Here is a 23089-nt window from a genome sequence, read left to right on the forward strand (position 1 = left end):
CAGCATGACTGGCTCACTTTGGAATGTATGTTTTTTTCTCTTGTTTCTTTTTTCTTTACTTCCTCTGCTTCATTTTTTGCTCCCGATCGCTTGACTTTTAAGACAGTCGCTACATCAGTCTAAGTTGTTGCCTTAACTGAACTGTATTGCCATATAGCTTGAGTAGTTCCAGCAGCGTCAATCAACGCTGACAGTTAAACTATTATGCAATGAGAAGTTATTTATTTGCAGGTATTAAAATAATGAATAAAAGATTTATTAAGTTTCTTTATAATATTATCCGTTTACCAAATTTGACTTAAATCTAAAACAAATCCTGGTAATATATTTTCACCGCTTAATGTCAAAGGATTATCTAATTCTTCTACTGCTTGTTCAGGACGATAAATAAATACTTTCTGTTGTTTTCTATCTATTAACCAACCTAATTTTGTACCATTAGCTATATACTCTGCCATTTTTTCTTGTAATGTTTTCAAATTATCTGTCTCTGAGCGCAATTCCACTACAAATTCAGGACAAATAGGCGCAAACCTCTTTCTTTGTTCTAAAGGTATTGTTTCCCATCTGGCTTTTTTTATCCAGGCTGCATCAGGAGAACGCACTGCACCGTTAAGTAAGGTAAAACCACCGCTAGAACCAAAACCTACACCCGTACCATCTTGCTTTGTCCAAATACCTAACTGGACAATTAAATTAAAATTGCGTTCATCTGTTTCGGAGCCTGTGGGTGGCATAATCAATAATTCTCCAAAGTGATTACGTTCAATGCGAAAATCACGGTTTACTTGACAGAAATCAAAAAGTTGCTCGTCACTCACGATGATGTTTGGTTGCATTTTCAGCACCATTCCTAAGAAGTCTGTGGCTACAGGTGATTGCGTGTTCATAATCCCATCTGAATTTTGACGTAGAGACGTTGAATAAAACGTCCCTACATTTATGTTAAACCTGTTCTAAAACTCGCCAGCTAAGGCAGGAACGCATCTTTCACATAACAGGGGATGCTCTTGTGATTCTCCCACATGAGTTGAGTAGTTCCAGCAGCGATCGCATTTTTCACCATCTGCATTCACTACCCCAATTCCCCAGTTATCAGACTGCGAGTTGTATTTCACATCTTGCAGTTTGTCGGCAGAATCTAACATTTCTACCTGCGAAGAAAGGAACAAATAACGGAGTTCATCGATACCGTTACCAACTTCAGGATTCAAAGTATTTACTGAGGAGCGTAATTGCTCATCTTTCACGTAAAGCAAGATTTTCGACTCTAGAGAAGAACCGATTAACTTTTCTACCCTAGCTTGCTCTAATACCTTGTTCACATCAGTACGAATTTGCCGGAGTTGTTGCCAAAACTCTGCTAATTCGGGGTTGTGCCATTTATCTTCTAACTGTACCCAACCAGCTTCAAAAACTGATTTGTAGGGTGTTTTATAAGGTAGATATTGCCAGATATCTTCGGCGGTATGGCATAGTACAGGTGCGATCGCTCGTGCTAAATTCTCTAAAGCAATGTGTATCACTGTCTGACAACTGCGACGGCGGAAAGAGTTCGGCGCACTGATATACAGTCTATCTTTCGCTACATCTAAATAGAAGTTAGATAAATCCACCACGCAGAAATTCTGCACAGTTTGGAAGAACCGGAAGAATTGGAAACTTTCAAACGCTTCCGTTACTTCCTGGAACACCTCACGGATGCGGTGCAGCATATATTTATCTAACTGTGGTAATTCGTCAAAAGATACAGCATCTTTTTCGGGGTCAAAATCATGCAAGCTACCTAACAAGAACCGTGCCGTATTGCGAATCTTACCGCGCACATCGTTAAGCTGCTTGATGATATTTTTCCCAATGCGGACATCACCGGAGTAGTCTACCGAAGATACCCACAATCGCAATACATCTGCACCATAAGCTGGGTCTGATTTTTGATTTTTCCCGCCTTCAATGATGGCATTGGGATCAACCACATTTCCTTCTGATTTACTCATTTTCCGACCTTGTTCATCCAAAGCAAAGCCGTGAGTTAAAACAGTTTTATAAGGTGCGATGCCATTCACAGCTACACTAGTCAGCAAACTCGACTGAAACCAACCGCGATGTTGGTCGGAACCTTCCAAATATATATCGGCGGGGTAGCGTAACTCTTGACGTTGCTTAAGTACAGCCGCCCAAGATGAACCAGAATCAAACCACACATCCATTGTGTCTGTACCTCTGCGGTAAGACTTGCCATTGTTGCGATAAGATTCTGGTAATAATTCCTCTACCGACAATTCCCACCAAGCATCAGAACCTTTCTCAGCGATGATGGCTTGAACGTGGTTGATAGTTTCCTCATTTAACAGAGGTTCGTTGGTTTCCTCATCATAGAATACCGGAATTGGCACACCCCAAGAACGCTGACGAGAGATACACCAATCAGAACGTTCCGCCACCATTGGCGTGATACGATTTTCACCTTGGGCTGGTATCCATTTTACCGATGCGATCGCCTTTAATGCTTCATCCCTAAAACCTTGCACCGAAGCAAACCACTGTTCCGTCGCCCGGAAAATCGTTGGTTTTTTCGTCCGCCAGTCATAAGGATACTTATGTTGATAAGGTTCCTCCTTCAACAGCGAACCCGCCGCCGTCAGCGCATCAATAACCGCCTGATTTCCCTCACCCAACACATTCAAACCAGCAAACTGTCCCGCTTCCTCGGTAAAGTTGCCGTTATCATCCACTGGCGCAAGGATGGGCAAGCCATAACGTTGACCCACAATGTAGTCTTCTTGACCATGACCAGGGGCAGTATGTACCAACCCAGTACCCGACTCAGTAGTGATATAGTCACCACCCACCACCACAGGACTTTCCCGGTCATATAAAGGATGACGGTAAGTAGTATGTTCTAACTCCTTACCCTTAAAAGTTGCCTTCACCGTCAACTCAGCCGAGATAGTCGCCGCTAACCGTTCCACCAAATCCGCCGCCACAATCAGATACTTAAATCCTCTCTGCGCCTCTGCGCCTTTGCGCGAAACTTCCACCAGCGCGTAATTCAAATCCCCATTCACCGCCACAGCCAAGTTACCGGGAATTGTCCAAGGAGTAGTAGTCCAAACAGCCACACCCAACTCTGGCAAATACTCACCCAAAACAGACTTAACCGCCTCAGCCAAACCCGTCACAGGGAACGCCGCATAAATACTCCGCGAAGTATGACCTTCTGGATATTCCAATTCCGCCTCAGCCAACGCAGTTTTAGAACTCGGACTCCAATGAACCGGCTTCAACCCACGATAGATGTATCCTTTCAACACCATCTGACCGAATACACCAATTTGCGCCGCTTCGTATTCCGGCTTCAGCGTCAGATATGGGTTGTCCCAGTCACCCCAAACACCGTAGCGTTTGAAACTTTTACGTTGGTCATCTACCGTTGCTAAAGCAAATTCCTTCGCTTTTTGCCGCAGTTGCAAAGGCGTTAAACTCTGCCGTTCTGCCGACTTGAGATTTTGCAAAACCTTCAGTTCAATTGGTAAGCCATGACAGTCCCAACCAGGCACATAACGAACCTTCCGCCCTTGTAACAACTGGTAGCGATTAATAATATCTTTGAGAATTTTATTTAAGGCATGACCAATATGCAGAGAGCCATTTGCGTAGGGAGGGCCATCATGCAGTATAAATAATTCGCCTGGATTTTCTTGCGACAGGCGTTCAAAAATTTGATTGTCTGCCCAAAACTTTTGGATTTCAGGTTCACGCTTGATGGCGTTAGCCCGCATCTCAAAATTAGTTTTAGGTAGATTTACAGTGTCTTTGTAACTTCCAGTTTCCGTCACAGCTTCATGCCTAAGAATATATGTGCAGGTTTTATCAATTATAGAAGATGGCAGGAAGTCTCAAATTACTTGTTTTGCTCACCCGCAGAGACTTTGGTAATTATTAGCACTTTAGGCTTCTTCTGTAACTCTCCGAAATTAAAATTTTAGATATGCCAGCTATTGAACAGCGATAAATTTTGGATGTATAGTGATCGCAAAGTAGTTAAAACATCAGACAATGTTCCAATTCTGCTACCTGCTCACCTTCACCGGGAAATTTCAGGTTAGTTAAGTCCCAGAGTAGTTTCAATATCACCCAGAATAATATCTGTTAAAATCTTAGTTGTATATCTGCAATACATAGTTTCAGTCGAATTAAACAACCCATTTTCAAAATATTTATTAGCAGGAGAACCACCTCCACAGACAGAAAAATATGGGCAGGTATGCTGACACAAATCTACTCCGTTTTGAATAGCTTGATTAATTATCTGGAATTTATCTGTTGCACAAACTGATTCAAACCTGTCATCTTTCACATTACCAAAAATGAAATCGCCATAAAGAACATCTTTCATAGATAAAAGTTCTGGCGAGAATGTAGAGAAATTACCTTCATAGTCTATGCTGATAATTGTGAAAGGTGTAAACTGTCCCTTTATTTCATTAGTTATTCCGTAGCAAATCTTATTTCTAATTCCCTCAAACTCTCTAATTTTTAAATACCAATTTTCATTTTTTATTAATTCGTAAAAATGCTTTATGAAATAATAATAACGTTTTTCTATATCTAAACCTTTAAAAGATGATGAATGATGACAGCCAATTTTTTCATCAATATTAAATCCTATATTTCTAATATCATGTTCCATGAATAAATTGAACATTTCTTCTGGATAATCTAAAGAGTCTTGAGTCAGCACAGTAATTACATGAAAGTCAATATTATTTGCTTTGAGTAACGATATTCCTCTCATCGTACTGGCGTGAGTACCCAAACCTTTCCTCGTCTTGCGATGAGCATCATGAATAAAATCTAGCCCATCCAGGCTAATACCAATCTGAACTTGAGAGCTTTTAAACAAATCACACCAAGCTTGATTAATGAGTGTGCCATTAGTTTGAATAGCTTGATGTATTGTGCAGCGATTTTGGTTGCAATCTTGATTGAGTTGATTAATAGTTTGAAAAGCAGCATTATAAAAAGAAATGGGGATAGATAAAGGTTCGCCTGCGTGCCAAACAACGGTAAACTCTTGCTCAATTAATTGGCTTGCAAACAAATTTTTAAATATTGGCTCAATCAAATCAAGAGACATCTGAGCTTGAGATTGCCGATTGGGTAGATAGCAGTAATCACAATCTAAATTACAGAAAGGAGTAGGTTGAATGACAACAAGTTCGACTGATCCAATTTTATTTTTTTGCATGGATTTCGTCACTAATTCATTAAAATTTACACTTTAGCCCACTTGCCCCACTGAGACAATTGACTATTTAGCTTGCAACGAGAATTTTTTGCTGGAGCATCATGATTATCTGTTTGTGATAATAGAGTTTCAGATGTGTGATTTAATGTTTCCCCTGTTTGCTTTATATGTTCCCTAACCTTCGCTAATCTCTCTTCTATAGTTGACTCTGAAACAGTTACAGCATTGACTAAAGCAAAATTGGATAAAGCAGAACTAATAACCGTAGCAACAACTGTTGCTGTGAAAAGTTGTAATACCTTACATTCATCGTGTTTTGTTTTCATATAGTCACAACTTCCTATTTATGTTGACAGAATGATGGATTATTTTTGTCATCAGGATGGGTTGTTAGATATTCCTGGAGCCACTGACAACCATTTGTTAACAATGTATTTAAGTCCTGTTCGGTTTGTGGTTTTTTATTCTCAAGGTTCCAAAACCGAATCATGCCATCTTTGTCACCAGTAATCATAACCTTGTCATCTGGAGTAAAACTGATGCTCAAGACTTGAACTTTGACGGCTGGAGGAGCTTTCGGGAATTGTTGCAGTTTTTTACCCTGTAGACTAATTAGCCTGACAGTACCGTCTTGATAGCCAGTAGCTAAACGCTGTCCATCTCGGCTAAAGCGAAGACTCCAAACGGTATCCCCTTTCTGAAGTTGTTTGGGAGGATTACAAATTTTTGGGTTTGGTAGATCCCACAGGCAAACCTTACCGTCTTGATAGCCAGATGCTAGGTGTTGTCCATTACGGTTAAAACTAAGGCTATAGACAGGATTATTTTTATCTTCATCGAATAATATTTTTTTCCCGTCTTTTATTATCAATTTATGGACTCGGCCGTTTGCTGAACTAGTAACTAAGAGTTGGTTATCAGGTTTGAAACTGAGGCTTATGATAGAGGCAGGGGGATATGAAACTGATATTGTTTTTGTCGGTTCTTTGACTTCGCCTTTTAGCTTCCACAGCCTGACTTTGCCATCATCAGACCCAGTAGCCAAAAGCTGGTTATCATAACTAAAACCAAGGCTCCACACAAAACCTCCAGGAACTTTTATTGTTTTCAGTTTTTTGCCTGTCAGTCTCCACAGGTGAACACTGCCGTCGGTATAACCAGTAGCTAAAAATTTATTATCAGGGCTAATACTAAAGCTAACGATTTCACTTTGAGATTTGGAGGGAAGACGAAGATGATTTTTCTCTTGGATGTTATTGAGAATATACTGTAGAGAAGCGATTCCTTTATTTTTTGACTTTCTAAAATCAGGAAGCCAAGTGAGCAAGGGATTGTTCAAGTTTTTTGATAACTCGTCTCCTGCTTTTATTGCCTTAATTAATCCCACAATTTGTCCAGAAGATTCAGAAGGTTTGGAAATAAAAACATCCTTAGCCGCTTCCATCTCAGCTACTTGTGTCTGCAATATATATTTCTGTTTACCTATGCCCCATAATAAAGCCAGAGAAACAATAAAAACTACTGTTCCAGATAATGCCCCTATTAAAAGTCCCTTCTGTTTAATTTTCTCTGCTTTCTGCTTGCCTATGTCTTCTGCTTGTTTAAGTCTTTTCTCCTGCAAGTATTGGGTACGCCAATTTAAAATTGGTACAGCTAGGATGTCGTGGAAAATTTCATAGAGTTTCATAGCTGAATTATGAGGGGCTTTGACTGTACGTAAGATACGTTGTTTGTCGAGTTTGTCTAGCACAGATGTGAGTTCACTTTTGTTAAGCCCTGTACTTTCTTGTAGATCAAGGACAGGATAAGCAATCTTTGTCCCTCCTCCACTCACTAAGTATTTAAAGGCAGTGGCCATAGCATCTCGTTCTCGTTCTGACAGAAGATTCATCTGTTTGCGTAAATGCTCTTCGGCTATACCTTGCGCTCCAGTGATGTTCTTATCTGGAATGCTGAATTGATTTAGTGTCTCTAAACGTAAGCAACGTGAATTTTTTTTTCCGATTTCTTCTTTCCAGAGTCGCTCCATGACTAGCTCTAGAAAGGGAGTTTCAATTTCAATATTTTCTTGGGGATTAGAAGGGATACTATTTCTTCGTTGATCAGTTTCGATGAGAGAAATCATACCGACGTAAATCTGATTTAAGACTTGTTCAACTAGTTCAGGTTCGATCGCGATCGCCTCGCTTGTTTCTGCTTTCGGTTCCTCAATCGGGTTGACTAAATCAGCAATCTCAGAATCTTCTTCTAGTTGTTTAATCCGCAAGTGGTTGTCAAAAATGCCAGGAATACGCTGTTCAAAATATTTGAGCAAAGTTAATGCTTCATCACGGATAACAATCAAAAAATGCACAGGTACTTGCGGACTATTGACCGCACGGGCAAATTCCGCGAGAAAGCTGGTTTTTCCCATCTCCGGCTGTTGATACTCAAAAAACTCTTCAAATTGGTCGAGGATGATAAAAAATTTACCTTTATCTTCTTTACCACCGATATACTCTGCCCAATCTTGTAAACCTTGAGCCAATGACCCCCCATTTTGAGGAACTTCGACGTTAGGAAAGAGTGTTCTAATTTCGTTATATACCTGCTGTTTTAAATTCACGACTGGATTACCCCGCCAGGAATTAAAAATAACAGTGGTTATTTTTTGAGGTACGCCCTGATTGTGTAGATTTTGCTGGGCAATTTGCTGCAAGCGATGGGGTATAGCATATTTAAGGATGTGACTTTTTTCGATGCTGGGTGTGGAAAGCAGCGTTAGTCGGCACTTCCAAAAGTAGCTTGTAATCATCTCTTGCAAGTTGTATTGCCCAATTGGCTTGACAATTGCCTCTCGTGCTGAAGCTCGGTCAAGGCGCTGGAGTATTAGCTGATTATCAAATATATTGATAATTCGCCCCTGGAAGCGATTGAGTTTAGCCAGCGCATCTTGACGCATAGCAATGAGAAAATTGACCCACAAGCTAGGACGATTCACCCATCGAGGAAACTCATCCGCGAAGGTTTTTTCTCCAGACTCTTGTGAATGATACTGAAAGTATTCCTCAAATTGGTCGAGAATAATGAAAATTTGGACTTTTTCTGGTTTGCCGCTCAACATTTCTGACCAAGTTTGCAGACTTTCAGTAATTGTTGGCTCATCTTTCAAACTAGTTGGGTTGATTTTTAGAGCTGTGGCGACAGAATTGCGAATTTCGTTGACTAGCAGCATCAGTGGATTATTGCTATGCCAAGCATTGAACACAACAATAGCCCACTGAGGCTTACCATCATACTCTTGTCGGTTTTGTTCGGCTTCTTGGTGAAGCTGAGGAACAACACCAGCTTGCAGAATCGAACTCTTACCTACGCCACTTTCCCCTAGCAGAACCGTCAAGCGCGAAACTCGCAAATTTCTGGCGATCGCTCTTGTTTGCTCATCCCTGCCAAAAAAGAATGGTGCATCTTTTTCTGAAAATGGATTTAAACCCAGGTAAGGCATTTCAGCCATAGAATTAACCCCAAATTTCATACATAGACTTTTTGGGTCGCAAGTTTTCTATCCCATTGACTAACTCAGTAAAGTAATCGTCTAAACGACTCTCAATCAGGTCTACCACTCGCCTACTCCAGAAGGCTTTATCTAGTTCCCCTGACTTCGATTCATGAATCATCCAAGATTGTTGCCCAACTACCCGTTCTCCCCAGATCCGATTGATGATGACGTGCAAATCTGGATCGCTGGGGTTAAAGCCCATAAACAAAATATTGTGACTTTCCCATAAAATTTCCAAAATATCTTTGGGCAGTAATTGTCCAATCTCTCGGTAGGCTAAATAATTAATGTGGTGATCTTCAGTAATCACAAAACTACCCTCTTCTTCAATCAATGCACCATAAAGTTTGAGAATTACAGGGTGATTTTTTGCTTTATTAATCACTTCCCATTTATTCGGATGGTCAATAGGAATCGCTTGCTTTTCATACGGCTTATATTTAAACCGACCACGCGCTTCTTCGCCTTCTGCCACATAGAAGACTAAATCAAACGGTTGATTAGCTGCTCTAAAAGCTCGTTCCAACATATCATCGTAATTTGTGGTTACAAGTAGTTGGTAAGGCAAAGGATATTGCTTTTCTTGCATTTTTTGAGGTAGTTCAGCCCAGAAACTATAAAACTGAGTAGGACTGTATTTCCCCCTTAAAAGCTCGTACAAACTTTTATACAGATTCTCGATGCCGTGTATGAGTTGGCTATATTGAGCAAGGCACTGAAGATTCATCTTAGCAAGGGCAAGAGCTTGTTCGTTAGCAATTGGACAAGCTGTAGTTGTACCTTTTACCAGAGCTTTCTTGACAGGACAATCAGCGGGTAAATCTTCTGCACTCACAAGACAGACTGGGCAAGGCGATCCTACTAAAGATTCATAGGGAGAGGTTATTTCTAAATTCTCGGCTAAGTGAGCTGCTAGTTCTATTTCACTGAGTCTGTGATTTGTTAATTTTCCGTCAATCAAGTTAAATCCTGGCCCAATAAATGGAACCAATCGCCCGCTTTTTAAGGCATTAATAATATTTGAGTAATGGCGAGGTGTTGGAGGATTTTCAGGGAGTCGGGTAACAGTTAAATTAGTTTGGGACTTTTCTAAAAAGACGATTAAATTGTCCGGTGGTATTTCCTGTACTATCTCAAGTTGCACACGACTGCGTTGACAGGCAACTTGATAGTTATGCCCTAAAAATATAGCATCATAAAAACTGACAGCAAATTGAATTGCTGCTGTATCAGAAATCTGATTTTTTATCCCAATCACATAACGGATGTGTTCATGGATTTTCTGGGCTTCAGATTCGGAATAACAAGCATTTAAAACAACACACTCAATATCATTACTAAATTGCTCAAATAGATGTGCCAAGGCATTTGCAAGAACTACCTCAGACTTTCCCTCATCACCCTCAAAAACTAAGCCCGTCTCTTTTCCATGACCAGAGAAATGTACAATATCTGGTTTTTCAATGTCTAGAATATGAATTAATTCATGACGTTTAACTGCTGGTCTAAACTTAATTTCAAATTTTTCCCGATTTTCAGAAAGTTCTAAGACATCTTTGATTTTATTAAATTCCTTATCTGCCCGTAACCTCTGTTTATCTTCTGGGCTGGCTGCCAAAATCAGTATCTTCTTCTTAACCATTTACGTATTATCCTAAATCTTATCCACGCATTATTTTATTTTTAATAGTCTGGTCTGGTTCATTATCTCTGAAATTAGAGCTATTTTCTTCCGGTTCTCCACGCATTATCCTTCTCTTAACTCCCCATTTAATTTTTCTTATTTCTTCATCATTTAAATCTGTCTTAATTTCCTCTCTCGTAAAAATTGGTAAGAGAGTAACTTTGATAGTATGAATATCTTGTCGTTTTAGATTATGAGATGCTTTTTCACCAGCTTGTAATTCACCTAAGTTAAGAAAATTTACCCCCAATACACTAATATTTAAGCCAGCTTTCCCTTGCCATTGGTCTTCTGATGAATCTTCTTGTGCAACAGCTACATTAATTTCTAACTCAGCTTTTTCTAAGAAGAAAATAGGTAAATCTTCTGTAGGTAGCAAGTCTTTTTTTACTTGCGCGATAAATTCATTTAAGCTAATTTTGTTAAGCATGTTAATTTCTCAATGTGATAAATTTACTTTTGTATTAGTAGGTAAATTTCATTTACAAATATAGTTTTCAAGATATTATTGGATATCAGATTCCGGTGGTGCTAATTTATATTTTCGTGATGGTTCAACATGGGTAACTCCTTCAACTTGAGAAAGAGATTCGAGTTTTTCAGAGTCACATGAGCCAGTGATAATTCCCAGATTGCCCAGTATTTGCTCAACATTCATGCCAGCAGTCTGCAATTTTTGGGCTACTTCATGAATTTGATCTCTGTATTTTTCATCAAGTGCAATTGATAAATTAACCTTTGGCATATCAACAATTTCCTGCCGCTTTCTGGAGTAAAATCTGCAATGCTTGTAAATGGAGTTTACATTACTAAAATGGGTACTCAACCATCCCAAGTGATAGTCTGAGGATGGTTGAAGCACAGTTTAAAGATGAGAAGAAAACAAATCTTTTATGGAGCTTGAACCAGTCCAGCACCAACATCTACAGAAGGTAGAGCCAATCTGAGAGCATTTTGAGTTAGTCGGTTCCACAAAACCCGGCCTGTAGCTCCTGTAGCTTCAGCATAAAGAGCAGCTATGCCAGCAACATGGGGTGTGGCCATACTTGTACCGGCTAATCTTCTGTACCTTGTGGGCATCAAATAGCTGGAATAAACATCAACTCTCGAACCCCCTGGTGTTCCTGGTTCAGCGCCAGGAGCGACAATATCGACCTGTCCACCGTTTGGATTCAGCCCACCATTGGAAAACCAAGCTACTTGAAGTTGGGAAGCGATCGCACCTACAGCCATAATTGAGGGACAATTCGCTGGGTGTCCAACTGGCTCAACTATGCCTAAATCACGACGACTCTCGTTACCAGCCGCAGCGATAATTAACGTCCCATTCCGCAGCACACGATCAGCCACAACCTCAAACAACCCTGAGTGCGGCTGTCCAACTGATACACGCGCTCCCAGGGACATCGAGATAATTTGGCAGCGATTGGCGATCGCCCACTCAATGCCTGCTAAAATTTCGCTATCTGTCCCACGACCCTGATTGCTTAACACTTTGCCTACAAAAATTTCTGTTTCGTAACCAATGCCATAACGCGGCAGAATAGGAGGAGAAAGAGGGCCACAAGCTGTGCCAATACAGTGGGTTCCATGACCGTATCTATCTTGCACTTCTTGGTTTGCTATGAAAGATTTGCTAAAAATTCTCCTACTAGCAAAATCAGGGTGAGTCAAGTCCAAACCAGTGTCCAGAACCGCAACTTTAATTCCACGTCCACTATATTTAGAATTTACTACTTTGGTAATTTGCAGCCCCCATGTTGCCATTGTTTCGTCAATTACCTGGATACCAGGCGAGGGTAACATCTGTTGAACACCATTAGTCGGTACGAGGTGATCTACAAGCCTATCAACAGCATCCCGATAACCTCTGAGATATTCTACTCCCAAATTGCTAGTAGGACTGGGTGCTAGTTGCTCTACAATACCTACTCTTTGCCCGTTTAAAGCATAGACAACTCTTTCCTTTTCTATGACAGCAATTGGGCTAGTTTCATCACTCGCTGCATGGAGTGACTGCAACTGTTCTGGGTCAAGAGTACAAACAGCAACACCCAAATTATCAAATACTGTTGTATCTGTTTGCTCTAATTGCTCTGCGCTAATAGCGTTGGTTTCAAAGTCAGCTGCTCTAGCAACTCTCCTGTTTCCAGTATGGTCTCGTAGGGTGCGGATTCCTGAATCAAGTTCATTTTCTCGCAATAATACTAAGTATCTTCCTGTTGTCTCTGACCCATTAATTGACGAGATAGGGTTCATCATAGTTTTCTTCTCTTTTACTTATCTAGTGACTTCTTTGGCTACAAAGGAAAAAGTATTGTCTCAACTACTGAGTCTTGTAAGGTAAATCTGCATTGTTAAGCAACAGCAAACAGACTTACACTCACAAAATAGAGCAGTTTGAACTCAATACCATTGAGTTGCAATGTCTATTAAGAGAATGTCTGAAAAATTTCCGGTGTTGTATTTAAGATTTGATAGCTCTCTTCAGGAGAAATATTGAATACTTTTCACACATTCTCTAACAAAGTTTGAAAAGTTATGAAAATATTCTTGGAAATCGCTTTAGTCTGACAATATTTTCCCAGAAAATTGAGTAAGCTTATAGACTAGAAAAAGACTAAAATTAATTAGTCACAATTAATAAAAACCGATATCAGAATCATTCACTAATTAAAAAAATAGTGAATTGGCTCCCGTGTAGCTTACTCAACATTAAAGACAAAATTGTTTTAACTAATAACTTTAAATTTTCATAGATTAATAAAAGTTGCACCTCTGACTTAAGGTAGAGAATTTTTGATAAACAAATTGAATCAAATGAAAAATGAAATTGTCTTTTATTTTTATAGTCAAGAAAAACCAGCTTTGTGAGATGAAAGTAAAATAATCTTTAAGAGAAGCAATAAATTAATAACTAGCTAAATAAATACACATTTATCGACGTTTTTCATTAATTAGGGTTGATTTATCTCTTGCAGATATCATATTGAGATTTACCAATAATCAAAATTATCATGCTATTCCACAAGAATAGTTGTATCAACCTTTGGTTAGAGGATGAAACTTTCAAAATTATCATAATGGTTTATATCCAAATAGCCTTGGATCAACTTCCAGTTAATCAACTGAAGTTGTTAGTGGTAGCCAAGCTTAATTTATGCAGATGATCCAATTTTTCATCTAAGGAGAAGCGATTATGTTATTGAATGAAACTTCCTTACAAGTGCCAGAATTAGAAAGTTTTCGTCTCCCAGAGGGTGTAGAAAAAGTTAGTGCCGATGGGATTGCAGCCAGCGCAGATGTAACATCAATTGTCAGCACTGCATCGTACACTTTTGATTTTCGAGAAAACAGCAATACCCCAGGTCGCTGGCTGGAAAAATCGGTTGTGGTTAATGTTCCTTCTGGGACAGGTTTTTTTACTTCCATACCATATCTCATGGGAGCATTTACAACATCTAACTTTCAAAACCTAACAGAAAGACCTTTAGGGCAATTCTCTGTTGCTATTGGTCTGCGGGGTAACAACTTAGTCTGTTCAGTACGTCTCACAGATTCAAATAGTGATGACCCTATTTTTATCCGCGTTATAGGAATAATTGTGTTCTATCGTTAGGGTGATTGCATCGAATGTTTGGTTATTGATGATCTGATACTTCCCTGGTAGTTGCGGTGAATTTACGAAGAGAAATATTAATGAATATACGATACCCCATTCCTTGATTTTGACTTCTGAATTCTTCTTCAACTACCTAGTTTGTCTAAATCGAGCGATCGCCACTAGCAACTTTAGATCACAGCAAAACCCAACATGATCATAAAATCAAGCTGGGTTTTACAAAATTTAACGAATTTAGCTATTCGGCGGTATTTGTTCCGGTGGCGCTTCCGCAGGGGGAGCAAGCACCGCATCAGGCGCAATTTCTTCTACGGGGATTGGTTCTTTATTTTCCGCTTCAGGATGTGCTTGGGCGGCTTCCACTAATTCCGGGGATGGGGGATGGGGTGGAATGACTTCTGGAACAGCTTCAGTTACAGGTGCAGCATCTGTAGTCTCAGGTACTTCTTCAATAACAGGTTCGGGAATGGGTGTAGTTTTGTCAATAATCTCCACAGCAGGTTTCTCTGCTGGTACATTTTTACTGACAGGTGGTTGTACTTTGTCTTTCACACCGCTAAAAGTGCTACTCAAACTTTGTTGTAATTTGCCAAGGCGTTCTTGAAGAGATACCTTTGTCACCTGTTCTTGCAGAGAAGTTTTCACGGCTTCCGAACTGGGTACAGGCGTTTGTTGTAACTGTGGTGTGACTTGGCGACGCAGTGATAAAGTTTGCCAACCAAACCACACCAAAAGAGCCACACTCGCCACATGGCCTAGTAATAATCCGCCGCTAATGTGGGGGGCAAACACCCATAATACTAAAGCGTAAAACAGCCCAATGCCACTCCAAATAAAATCATTCTTGCGATGGATTTCGGGAAAAAAGAACGCCGATATGTAGAGTAATAAACTACCAATACCGACCACCAAAGCTAGGACGTATGCCAGCATTTTTGGTTACTCCTTAACTATTTGTTATCAGGTATTAGGGACTGGATACGGGAAAATTTATCTTAATTTAAGGAAAAATTATTCTGAATTTAATCCTTTATCCCATCTGCCTAATGCCTAAACTAGATACTCCAATTTTGCAAATTTTGTAGCACAATTGTTGAATTAGATACAATTTAAAACTTGTTATATGTGATGTTAGTTCTGAGCTTTTAGCAATCACGGTAACTCTTAATGTCTTCTTTAGGGGATAAGAGAAACTCTCGGATTACCCTAAAAGATGAAAGAATCTGCAAGAGTTAGCCAAACTAGTTATGACACTACAAAGTTTTGGTGTGATTGGATTAGCCGTTATGGGCGAGAATATCGCTCTCAACGTGGAACGTAATGGTTTTCCAATTGCAGTATACAACCGCTCCCGCGAGAAAACCGATGCTTTCATGGCTGAACGTGCGCCAGGAAGGAACGTTAAAGCGGCCTTTACCTTAGAAGAATTCGTTGCAGCACTAGAACGTCCTCGCAAAATTCTAGTGATGGTGCAAGCTGGTAAACCCGTGGATGCGGTGATTCAACAGCTAAAACCTTTGCTGTCCGAAGGCGATATCATCATTGATGGTGGCAACTCTTGGTTTGAAGATACCCAAAGACGTACCGAAGAATTAGAACCCCTGGGTCTACGGTTTCTCGGTATGGGTGTGAGTGGTGGTGAAGAAGGCGCATTAAACGGCCCTTCTTTGATGCCTGGTGGTACCCAAAGTTCCTATGAGTATCTCTCACCAATTTTCAACAAAATTGCTGCCCAAGTTGATGACGGCCCTTGTGTGACCTACGTTGGCCCTGGTGGTTCCGGTCACTATGTGAAGATGGTACACAACGGCATTGAGTATGGTGACATGCAGCTAATTGCTGAAGCCTACGACTTGCTGAAGAATGCTGGTGGACTTGACCACAATCAACTTCACGAAGTGTTTGCTGAATGGAACACCACCGACGAACTCAATTCATTTTTGATTGAGATTACAGCTAATATCTTCCCTTACATTGACCCAGACACCAGTCTACCTTTAGTAGATTTGATTGTAGATGCAGCAGGTCAAAAGGGTACTGGTCGTTGGACTGTACAAACTGCGTTGGAATTAGGTGTTTCTATTCCTACCATTACAGCAGCTGTAAATGCTCGGATTATCTCTTCAATTAAAGATGAACGGATAGCCGCATCCAAACAACTCACAGGCCCCAGTGGCAAATATAGCGGTACTACCAAAGAGTTTATTAACAAAGTCCGGGATGCGTTATATTGCTCCAAGATTTGTTCTTACGCTCAAGGGATGGCGCTGCTATCTACTGCTTCCAAAACATATAACTGGAATTTGGATTTGGGCGAATTAGCTCGGATTTGGAAAGGTGGCTGTATTATTCGCGCTGGCTTTTTGAATAAAATTAAAAAGGCATTTACCGAAAATCCTGCATTGCCTAACTTGCTCTTAGCTCCTGAGTTTAAGCAAACAATTCTAGACAGACAAGCAGCTTGGCGGGAAGTTATCATTACTGCTGCTCAACTGGGTATTCCTGTCCCAGCTTTTAGCGCATCTTTAGATTATTTTGATAGCTATCGCCGCGATCGCTTGCCCCAAAACCTCACTCAAGCACAACGCGACTACTTCGGCGCACACACCTATCTGCGTCTCGACAAACCCGGTTCTTTCCACACAGAATGGGTTCCCATCGAAGAAGCTAAAAAGTAAACTTTCACTTTTGAGTATATTGTGAAAGTTTAAATTGCTGTCTGTTGCAAATGAGAAAGTGACTCTGAAATTCAGAGTCACTTTCTTTTGGTGTCCAATGAATAAATTAGTAATTGTCAATATATAAAAATTAATATATCTTTTCATTAAAATACAGGTTATAGACTATCTGCGTCAAAGCGGATGTCTGCGTTGGGAAGCGATCGCAGCGCATCAACTATCTGCTTCTCGAAGCATCGCTGACTATCTAGCTAACCGAACAAATCAACATCGTACTAGACTTTATCACCGTTTCTGGATTAAACTACACTAAACTGAGAGAAATAGTGTAGTATATGAAAAGCATCCAAAAACATAGTCAAGAGTCGAGTTTAGCAGCAAGAGTATTCTCAGAGTCTTTATTTCAGGCTGTGACTCAGGAATCCCCAAAAAATATATTTAAAAGGTTGAGAGGTGGATTCTTGCTGGTACTTGGATATTTATTATCCCCCCTATGTTGGTGGAATGACCTGTTATTCAATCTACCCATTGCTTACTTTTTTGGATACTTATGTAGTCTAGTGTCTTCCAAATTGCTCATTCCTGGTTCAATTCTAGGTTACTGGCTCTCCAATGTTGCGGGAATTCTCTTAATGCAATTTGGTTCTCAAGATATTTTTCAAAAAAACTCTCAAGAACGTAATCTGAAAAAGGAACTTTTATCAGGTTTTATTTCATCGACTGTTTATACTTTAATAATTATATTATTGCTTCAATTGAAGATAGTCGAAACTCCTGCCTTATTTGCTAATAGCTAATAATTTGTAAGAATTTGAAAAGTATGAACCAGAAGCAAGAAGTATTTTGCTGACTCATACTTTTTTACTTATAAAATTTAATAAATTCACTAAAATCCCATATTTTAGGACTTTCTTTACCGATAACTAAGGGTAGTTTTCCATTCCATTTATCTATTGCTTGCTTTTGTAGCAATTCTTTTGTTAGTCCGTTACGTAGTAATTTATAAATTTCAGCTTCTCCTTTCGCTAAATTAACTTTAGCTTCTGCTTCTTTAGCTGCTTTTAACGCTAAAAATTCTGAGCGTTTTGCATCTTGTTCAGCAATTTGTTTTGCTTCTACTGCTTCACCAAATAACTCAGAAAAATGGACATGGACTAATGAGATATCGTCAACTGCAATATGATAGTTACGCAAACGAGTAGTTAAAGCTTGGTCTACTTCTAATTTTACTTTTCCGCGCTTAGTAATAATTTCTTCCGCAGTATATTGGGCAATGACGGCTTTAAGAACTTCCTCAACTGCTGGATTAATAATCTTATCAACAATACTTTGCTCGTTGCCGATTTGTTGATAAATAATGTTAGCTTCTACTGGAATTATATGCCAATTCAAAGCAACATCAGTGAACACATCTTGTAAATCTTTAGAAGAAGCTTCAGCAGATATTTCCTGTTTTTGAACACGAACACTTAACTTGGCAACTGTATTAACTACTGGAATAATTAAATGAAGTCCTTCTCCTAATATTTGCTTTTGTACCTCGCCAAACTTCATTAATACGCCCCGTTCTCCTGCACCGACAATTACGCAGGGTGTGAGCAAGATAGTAATTAGAAATAAAAAAGCAGTGAATCTCCCAGCATTTTTAAAGGTTTTATTATTTTTCATATTCATGCTCAACATTAGCTGCAAGAAGAGAGTGAATGATTGAATAAATTTTAAAGCTAATTTAACCTATTTTTTCACTAATACTATTAAACAACAGCAACTTGCAACTAATTGTATCAAACTCAAAGCTTCTGTTTTTAATATAATAAACGAACCTAAACCTATTAGAATGAAAGGTACAATATGGTTAACGTAGCGATTTAAGGTATGCGCGATCGCTGGCTGATTGGTGAGTTTATATGCTGAATAGCATAAAACCCCCAATAATAAAAAAAATATTCCAATAATTATCCAAAAGCTAGTTAAATTACTACTAGCAAATAACGGTACATACACGCTAACATTATCACCGCCATTAGCAATGGTCACTGCTGCTACGGTATAAGTTTGCGGTGAAATAAAACTAGTGGCTAGTTCCTCTGAAGCTGGCATAGTTTCTTCTACCAACCTTTCTATAGAATCATCTTCCTGATTGATTAAACTGCTCATACCTATAGCAATTGGTATTAAACCCAATAAACTAATCCAGTTTGCTCCTAACACAAAACCGCCAAATAAACCAGATAAACTGAGGGCTAATAGTACAATAAAACCTAAATACTGACCAAAAAAAATATGCTGTGGTCGAAAGTAAGAATTTATTTGCGAAAACAACATGAGCAAAATTGCAATATCATCAATATTGGTAGAGATAAATGCAACTACACCTGTGCTAATAGCAGTAATTAACTCATTCATTTCCTTTTGGTTGAAAATTTAGCATGATTAACTTAGGTACATCTTTTATTGAGGCAATTATCGCTTTCACAGCTACAAATATTGATGACATCATAATTTTGCTTCTACTCTTCTCTCAGGTAGATGGAAATTTTCGACGGCGACATATTGTGCTTGGTCAATATCTTGGTTTTGTTGCTATCATCATTGCTAGCTTACCTGGATTTTTTGGTGGTTTGATTATACAGCGAGAGTGGATAGGATTACTTGGAATATTACCAATAATAATTGGTTTGATGCAATTGCTCAACCAAGAACAAGAAACCATAGAAATTCAAACGGTAACAACTGAATTTAAACAGTCTTCACCGGTTAATTCTTTATTGTCTTTCATTTTAAGTATTTTACATCCCCAAACTTATAAAGTTGCAGCAATCAAAATTGCTAATGGTGGAGATAATATCAGTATTTATATTCCTTTATTTGCTGGGCAGAATTTTGCCAGTTTGGGAGTTATTTTAAGTGTATTTTTTATAATGCTAGGAATTTTATGTGCGGCTGCTTATCTATTAAGCCAACACACTACTATTGCCTATATTTTAAGTCGCTACGGTAAAGTTATTGTACCTTTTGTCTTAATTGGCTTAGGTTTATTCATTCTCTACGAAAGAGGTACATTTACCCTCTTACCTTGGATGAGAAGCTAACTAACACAGTATCCAATATTAAGTGAGCGATCGCCTAATAACAAAAAATATATTTAATCAGTGATTTTTTAAGCTTTAATCTGGTTGTTTAAAACACTGTGGTCTAGTTAAATACTGAAGCTTAAATATCTTTATTAACGATGTTAATTAAAAATCAAATCTATTTTAATAGTATAAATTAATACTCGCCCTTTGTTTAATTCCTAAAAATCTAGACTTTTCTCATACTTTAATATTAAAATACGGTAAATCGGTCAAATTAAAGTATTTAATACTATCTTCTCTAAATTTATTCAAAACTTGCAATTCTATGAAACCTTTTACACAACAGCGTTACAGCCAATCTTTTAGTGTCAGCTAGACAAAGCCACATTCACAAAACCCCGGTTCAGGACAGGAGTATGGATTTTTTATTACTGCCTCTTTTCAGCTTTTTAGTTGGTATTGTTGTAGGTCTGACAGGAATTGGTGGTGCTTCTCTCATCACTCCAATGTTGATTTTTGTTTTTCAAGTACCACCTGCGATCGCAGTAAGTTCTGATGTAGTTGCAGCGACATTGATGAAAGTCGTTGGTAGTATCAAACATTGGCAGCAACAAACTCTCGATAGAGAAGTCGTCAAATGGCTGGCTTTGGGGAGCGTTCCTGGTTCCTTACTAGGAGTTGGAATACTACATCTGATCAAACTCAAGGCTGAACATAACTTGAATAACATCATGCTGCACTTGCTAGGCGTGACAATTTTGTTAGTCACTGTTTTTGCTTTGATGCAAATGCTGGTACTAACCTTTTTCCCAAAAGTACAACTACCTGAACTACCTAAATTTGACTTAACTACTGGAGTAGGACGTTTACAAACATTAACTGTAGGAGCATTTTTAGGCTGTGTTGTAGGTCTAACTAGTGTTGCTTCTGGTTCAATGTTTGCCTTAGCACTGATTACATTTTTTCGGTTAGATACCCGAAAGTTAGTTGGCACAGATATTTCCCAAGCTGCCATTCTGTTAATATTCACTGCTATCGGACATCTGACGTTGGGAACAGTGGACTGGAATTTAGTATTACCAATATGGCTTGGTTCAGTACCAGGAGTATTACTAGGAGCGAAAGTCTGTCAAATTGCGCCCCAAAAACCACTGCGATTTATGGTTTATTTTATCTTGATGATGGTGAGCTTAAAGTTGGTTTATTAAGCTCTAATTAGGAAACATGGCAATATTAGGTAAGAGTCGATACGTTTCACTTTTGATCAAGATAGAGAATCCTAAATAAATCAAGACGATAGGACAGACTTTACGAGCATAACGAGCTAGTACAGGAGTCATCAGAGGATTACGAGTCAGGTAGTAGGAGAGAAAACACCACAGTCCAACCGTCAAATAGCAAACACTCAAAATCACACCCAAGCTAGGAAGACTACTGCTGGCAAATAACGGTACATAAATCCCAATGTTATTTCCACCATTAGCAATAGTTACCGCAGAAACACGATAAGTCTGAGGATCTTGCAGAGTTGCTAATAAAGATTTTTGATGTCGCTGTGATTTTGTCCGAGTGTCGAAGTTAATTGTCACATCTTGTACTATTTCTCCCTCAGTTTCTCGATTGAGAAGATGATTAATACCAATGGCAACTGGTAAAAAACCTAGTAATCCAATCCAGGTATGAGGAATAATCAGACCACCTAAAAAACCAGGGAGACTGGCGATTACTAATACAGTAAATCCGAGAAATTCACCTACAATAATATGTTTTGGACGAAAGGTGCGATTGACTTTACCGAAAAATGCTGTCAAGTACAAGTTGTCGTCAAAAGTAGTAGCAAGCGCAGTAGAAATCCCGATAATGATAGTACCAACTAACCAACTCATATATGTTGCTCGCAAGGACGTAATTCTGTTCTCCTTAGTCACTCTCTATTGGTCATAAAGAGGTTACATCAGGAGATGGTTTGATTATTATGCCTAGTATCAACAAACAGACGTTATCAAAAAGCTTCATGTGATTGATTTCCTGAGCAGATACTTGGCTTTACCTGGTGCTAATAATATTTCTTTCGGCTTGATAAGAGCAAATATTCTTTCTTTTTAAAACGATAAATAAAAATAATAGTTTAAATTAAGCAACTTGTATGTTGTCTTGCATGAGCATATTTTCAAAAGCAAGCATGACTTGTGTATGGAAACGTTGACGATGTTTTAGTTTCCAAATCGGCTGAATAATTTCTAATTTCTTTGTAGATTTTTTTTGCGGATTAGTAATTTGTACAGCGTGTAATGTTCCTAGTTGTAATTCTTTTTTGACCATTAATTCTGGAAGTGCGGCTGCGCCAACTCCACTTTCGACAACAGCTTTCACCATTTCGCTAGTGTTAAAATTCAGCACAACATCTAGATTTTTGGGTTCAATACCCCAACTTTGTAAGGCTTGATCAAACATCTGCTGTGCGCCAGAACCAGACTCACGCATCACCCAACTTGTATGCAATAATTCATCTAAATAAATCTCATGACGTTGAGACCAAGGATGGGATTTACCTACAACAATTTGCAAGCGATCGCTTCCTATTTCATCTTTCTCTAAAGATTGCTGCAATGATGGTTTAATATCTCCTGTTACAAAACCCAAATCATACATCCCTACAGCAGTTCCTTCACAAATTTCTTCGGCATTCCCTAACTTACAATTGATAAAAATACCCGGATATAACTGCTTAAATTGACTGATTTTTTCAGGTAGCCAATAGTTACCAACTGTGAGACTTGCTCCGATTTTTAACTCTCCTCGTTGCAGATTATTTAATTCCTTCAAGCCTCGTTCTGTTAACTCTACATGGTCGAGAATTTTTTGCGCTTCACCTTGTAATAACTTCCCTGCATCTGTAATCTCGATATGACGACCAATGCGATGAAACAACCTGACACCGTACTCTGTCTCTAAGCTTTGAATAGCAGCACTGACGGCTGGTTGAGTGATATACAATGCTTCTGCTGCACGGGTGAAGTGCAACATTTCTGCTACGGCTAAAAAAATTCGCAACTGTTCCAGCGTCATTTGGACTATGTACGGGCTTGTATCTTAGTTATTTTGAAGACCTGGAGCTATTATACGGTAAATGCACAGGAAAACTGTAGATAATTGTAAATGTTTTTAGTTCGATAGTTTGAGGCATATCTGCATCATCATAAATTCAGTCTATGGATTTAACAAAAAAGACTGTTTGC

19 protein-coding genes are annotated in these 23089 nt (G+C 38.9%); 5 read left to right on the plus strand and 14 right to left on the minus strand.

Annotation, left to right across the window (positions count from 1 at the left end):
• Positions 1 to 284 precede the first annotated feature (284 nt).
• The 9 genes from H6G74_RS27220 to H6G74_RS27260 all read right to left on the minus strand — a co-directional run bounded on the left by H6G74_RS27220 (position 285) and on the right by H6G74_RS27260 (position 12735).
• On the minus strand, positions 285 to 890 hold the full coding sequence (locus H6G74_RS27220) for a Uma2 family endonuclease (protein ID WP_190970615.1): 606 nt from the start codon (positions 888 to 890) through the stop codon (positions 285 to 287).
• Between the two features lie 66 nt (positions 891 to 956).
• On the minus strand, positions 957 to 3839 hold the full coding sequence (ileS, locus tag H6G74_RS27225) for an isoleucine--tRNA ligase (protein ID WP_190970616.1): 2883 nt from the start codon (positions 3837 to 3839) through the stop codon (positions 957 to 959).
• 266 nt (positions 3840 to 4105) lie between these two features.
• On the minus strand, positions 4106 to 5251 hold the full coding sequence (gene grrM / locus H6G74_RS27230; RefSeq protein WP_190970617.1) for a cyclophane-forming radical SAM/SPASM peptide maturase GrrM/OscB: 1146 nt from the start codon (positions 5249 to 5251) through the stop codon (positions 4106 to 4108).
• Positions 5252 to 5277: 26 nt separating this feature from the next.
• On the minus strand, positions 5278 to 5577 hold the full coding sequence (locus tag H6G74_RS27235) for a hypothetical protein (RefSeq protein ID WP_190970618.1): 300 nt from the start codon (positions 5575 to 5577) through the stop codon (positions 5278 to 5280).
• 14 nt (positions 5578 to 5591) lie between these two features.
• Positions 5592 to 8744 (minus strand): NACHT and WD repeat domain-containing protein, encoded by a 3153-nt coding sequence (locus H6G74_RS27240; protein ID WP_190970619.1) that lies wholly within the window; start codon positions 8742 to 8744, stop codon positions 5592 to 5594.
• Positions 8745 to 8748: 4 nt separating this feature from the next.
• The gene (locus H6G74_RS27245) at positions 8749 to 10431 is read right to left on the minus strand and encodes an SIR2 family protein (RefSeq protein ID WP_190970620.1); all 1683 of its coding nucleotides are present in this window, start codon (positions 10429 to 10431) and stop codon (positions 8749 to 8751) included.
• A gap of 19 nt (positions 10432 to 10450) precedes the next feature.
• Entirely contained in the window at positions 10451 to 10903 is a 453-nt protein-coding gene (locus tag H6G74_RS27250) for a trypco2 family protein (RefSeq protein WP_190970621.1), read from the minus strand.
• Positions 10904 to 10978: 75 nt separating this feature from the next.
• Positions 10979 to 11218: a ketohydroxyglutarate aldolase gene (locus tag H6G74_RS27255; protein WP_190970622.1), complete on the minus strand. Its 240-nt coding sequence runs from the start codon at positions 11216 to 11218 to the stop codon at positions 10979 to 10981.
• Positions 11219 to 11364: 146 nt separating this feature from the next.
• On the minus strand, positions 11365 to 12735 hold the full coding sequence (locus tag H6G74_RS27260; RefSeq protein ID WP_190970623.1) for a S8 family peptidase: 1371 nt from the start codon (positions 12733 to 12735) through the stop codon (positions 11365 to 11367).
• Positions 12736 to 13672: 937 nt separating this feature from the next.
• Here H6G74_RS27260 and H6G74_RS27265 point away from each other — a divergent pair.
• Complete coding sequence (locus tag H6G74_RS27265; RefSeq protein WP_190970624.1) at positions 13673 to 14092, plus strand: hypothetical protein; 420 nt, start codon at positions 13673 to 13675, stop codon at positions 14090 to 14092.
• A 237-nt stretch (positions 14093 to 14329) separates the two neighbouring features.
• Here H6G74_RS27265 and H6G74_RS27270 read toward each other — a convergent pair whose 3' ends face one another.
• Positions 14330 to 15028 (minus strand): Ycf66 family protein, encoded by a 699-nt coding sequence (locus tag H6G74_RS27270; RefSeq protein ID WP_190970625.1) that lies wholly within the window; start codon positions 15026 to 15028, stop codon positions 14330 to 14332.
• A 314-nt stretch (positions 15029 to 15342) separates the two neighbouring features.
• Between H6G74_RS27270 and gndA the strand changes: the two genes are divergently transcribed.
• Together gndA and H6G74_RS27280 are read left to right on the plus strand one after the other, a co-directional pair.
• Complete coding sequence (gndA, locus tag H6G74_RS27275; protein WP_190592427.1) at positions 15343 to 16773, plus strand: NADP-dependent phosphogluconate dehydrogenase; 1431 nt, start codon at positions 15343 to 15345, stop codon at positions 16771 to 16773.
• A gap of 335 nt (positions 16774 to 17108) precedes the next feature.
• Positions 17109 to 17570: a hypothetical protein gene (locus H6G74_RS27280; protein WP_190970626.1), complete on the plus strand. Its 462-nt coding sequence runs from the start codon at positions 17109 to 17111 to the stop codon at positions 17568 to 17570.
• A 64-nt stretch (positions 17571 to 17634) separates the two neighbouring features.
• Here H6G74_RS27280 and H6G74_RS27285 read toward each other — a convergent pair whose 3' ends face one another.
• Both H6G74_RS27285 and H6G74_RS27290 read right to left on the minus strand, forming a co-directional pair.
• Entirely contained in the window at positions 17635 to 18441 is an 807-nt protein-coding gene (locus tag H6G74_RS27285; protein ID WP_190970627.1) for a prohibitin family protein, read from the minus strand.
• 66 nt (positions 18442 to 18507) lie between these two features.
• Positions 18508 to 19179 carry a cadmium resistance transporter gene (locus H6G74_RS27290; RefSeq protein ID WP_190970628.1) on the minus strand — a complete coding sequence of 224 codons (672 nt, stop codon included), beginning with the start codon at positions 19177 to 19179 and terminating at the stop codon, positions 18508 to 18510.
• A gap of 23 nt (positions 19180 to 19202) precedes the next feature.
• On the opposite strand from H6G74_RS27290, the gene H6G74_RS27295 reads away from it, so the two are divergent.
• Together H6G74_RS27295 and H6G74_RS27300 are read left to right on the plus strand one after the other, a co-directional pair.
• Positions 19203 to 19865 (plus strand): cadmium resistance transporter, encoded by a 663-nt coding sequence (locus H6G74_RS27295; RefSeq protein ID WP_190970629.1) that lies wholly within the window; start codon positions 19203 to 19205, stop codon positions 19863 to 19865.
• 401 nt (positions 19866 to 20266) lie between these two features.
• Positions 20267 to 21058, plus strand: a complete 792-nt coding sequence (locus H6G74_RS27300; RefSeq protein WP_190970630.1) for a sulfite exporter TauE/SafE family protein — start codon at positions 20267 to 20269, stop codon at positions 21056 to 21058.
• Between the two features lie 3 nt (positions 21059 to 21061).
• Here H6G74_RS27300 and H6G74_RS27305 read toward each other — a convergent pair whose 3' ends face one another.
• Together H6G74_RS27305 and H6G74_RS27310 are read right to left on the minus strand one after the other, a co-directional pair.
• A complete protein-coding gene (locus H6G74_RS27305; RefSeq protein WP_190970631.1) occupies positions 21062 to 21736 on the minus strand; it encodes a cadmium resistance transporter in 675 nt (224 codons plus the stop codon).
• 247 nt (positions 21737 to 21983) lie between these two features.
• Entirely contained in the window at positions 21984 to 22919 is a 936-nt protein-coding gene (locus tag H6G74_RS27310; protein ID WP_190970633.1) for a LysR substrate-binding domain-containing protein, read from the minus strand.
• Between the last annotated feature and the right edge of the window lie 170 nt (positions 22920 to 23089).

Source organism: Nostoc spongiaeforme FACHB-130 (assembly GCF_014698475.1).
Lineage (GTDB): Bacteria > Cyanobacteriota > Cyanobacteriia > Cyanobacteriales > Nostocaceae > Nostoc_B > Nostoc_B spongiaeforme.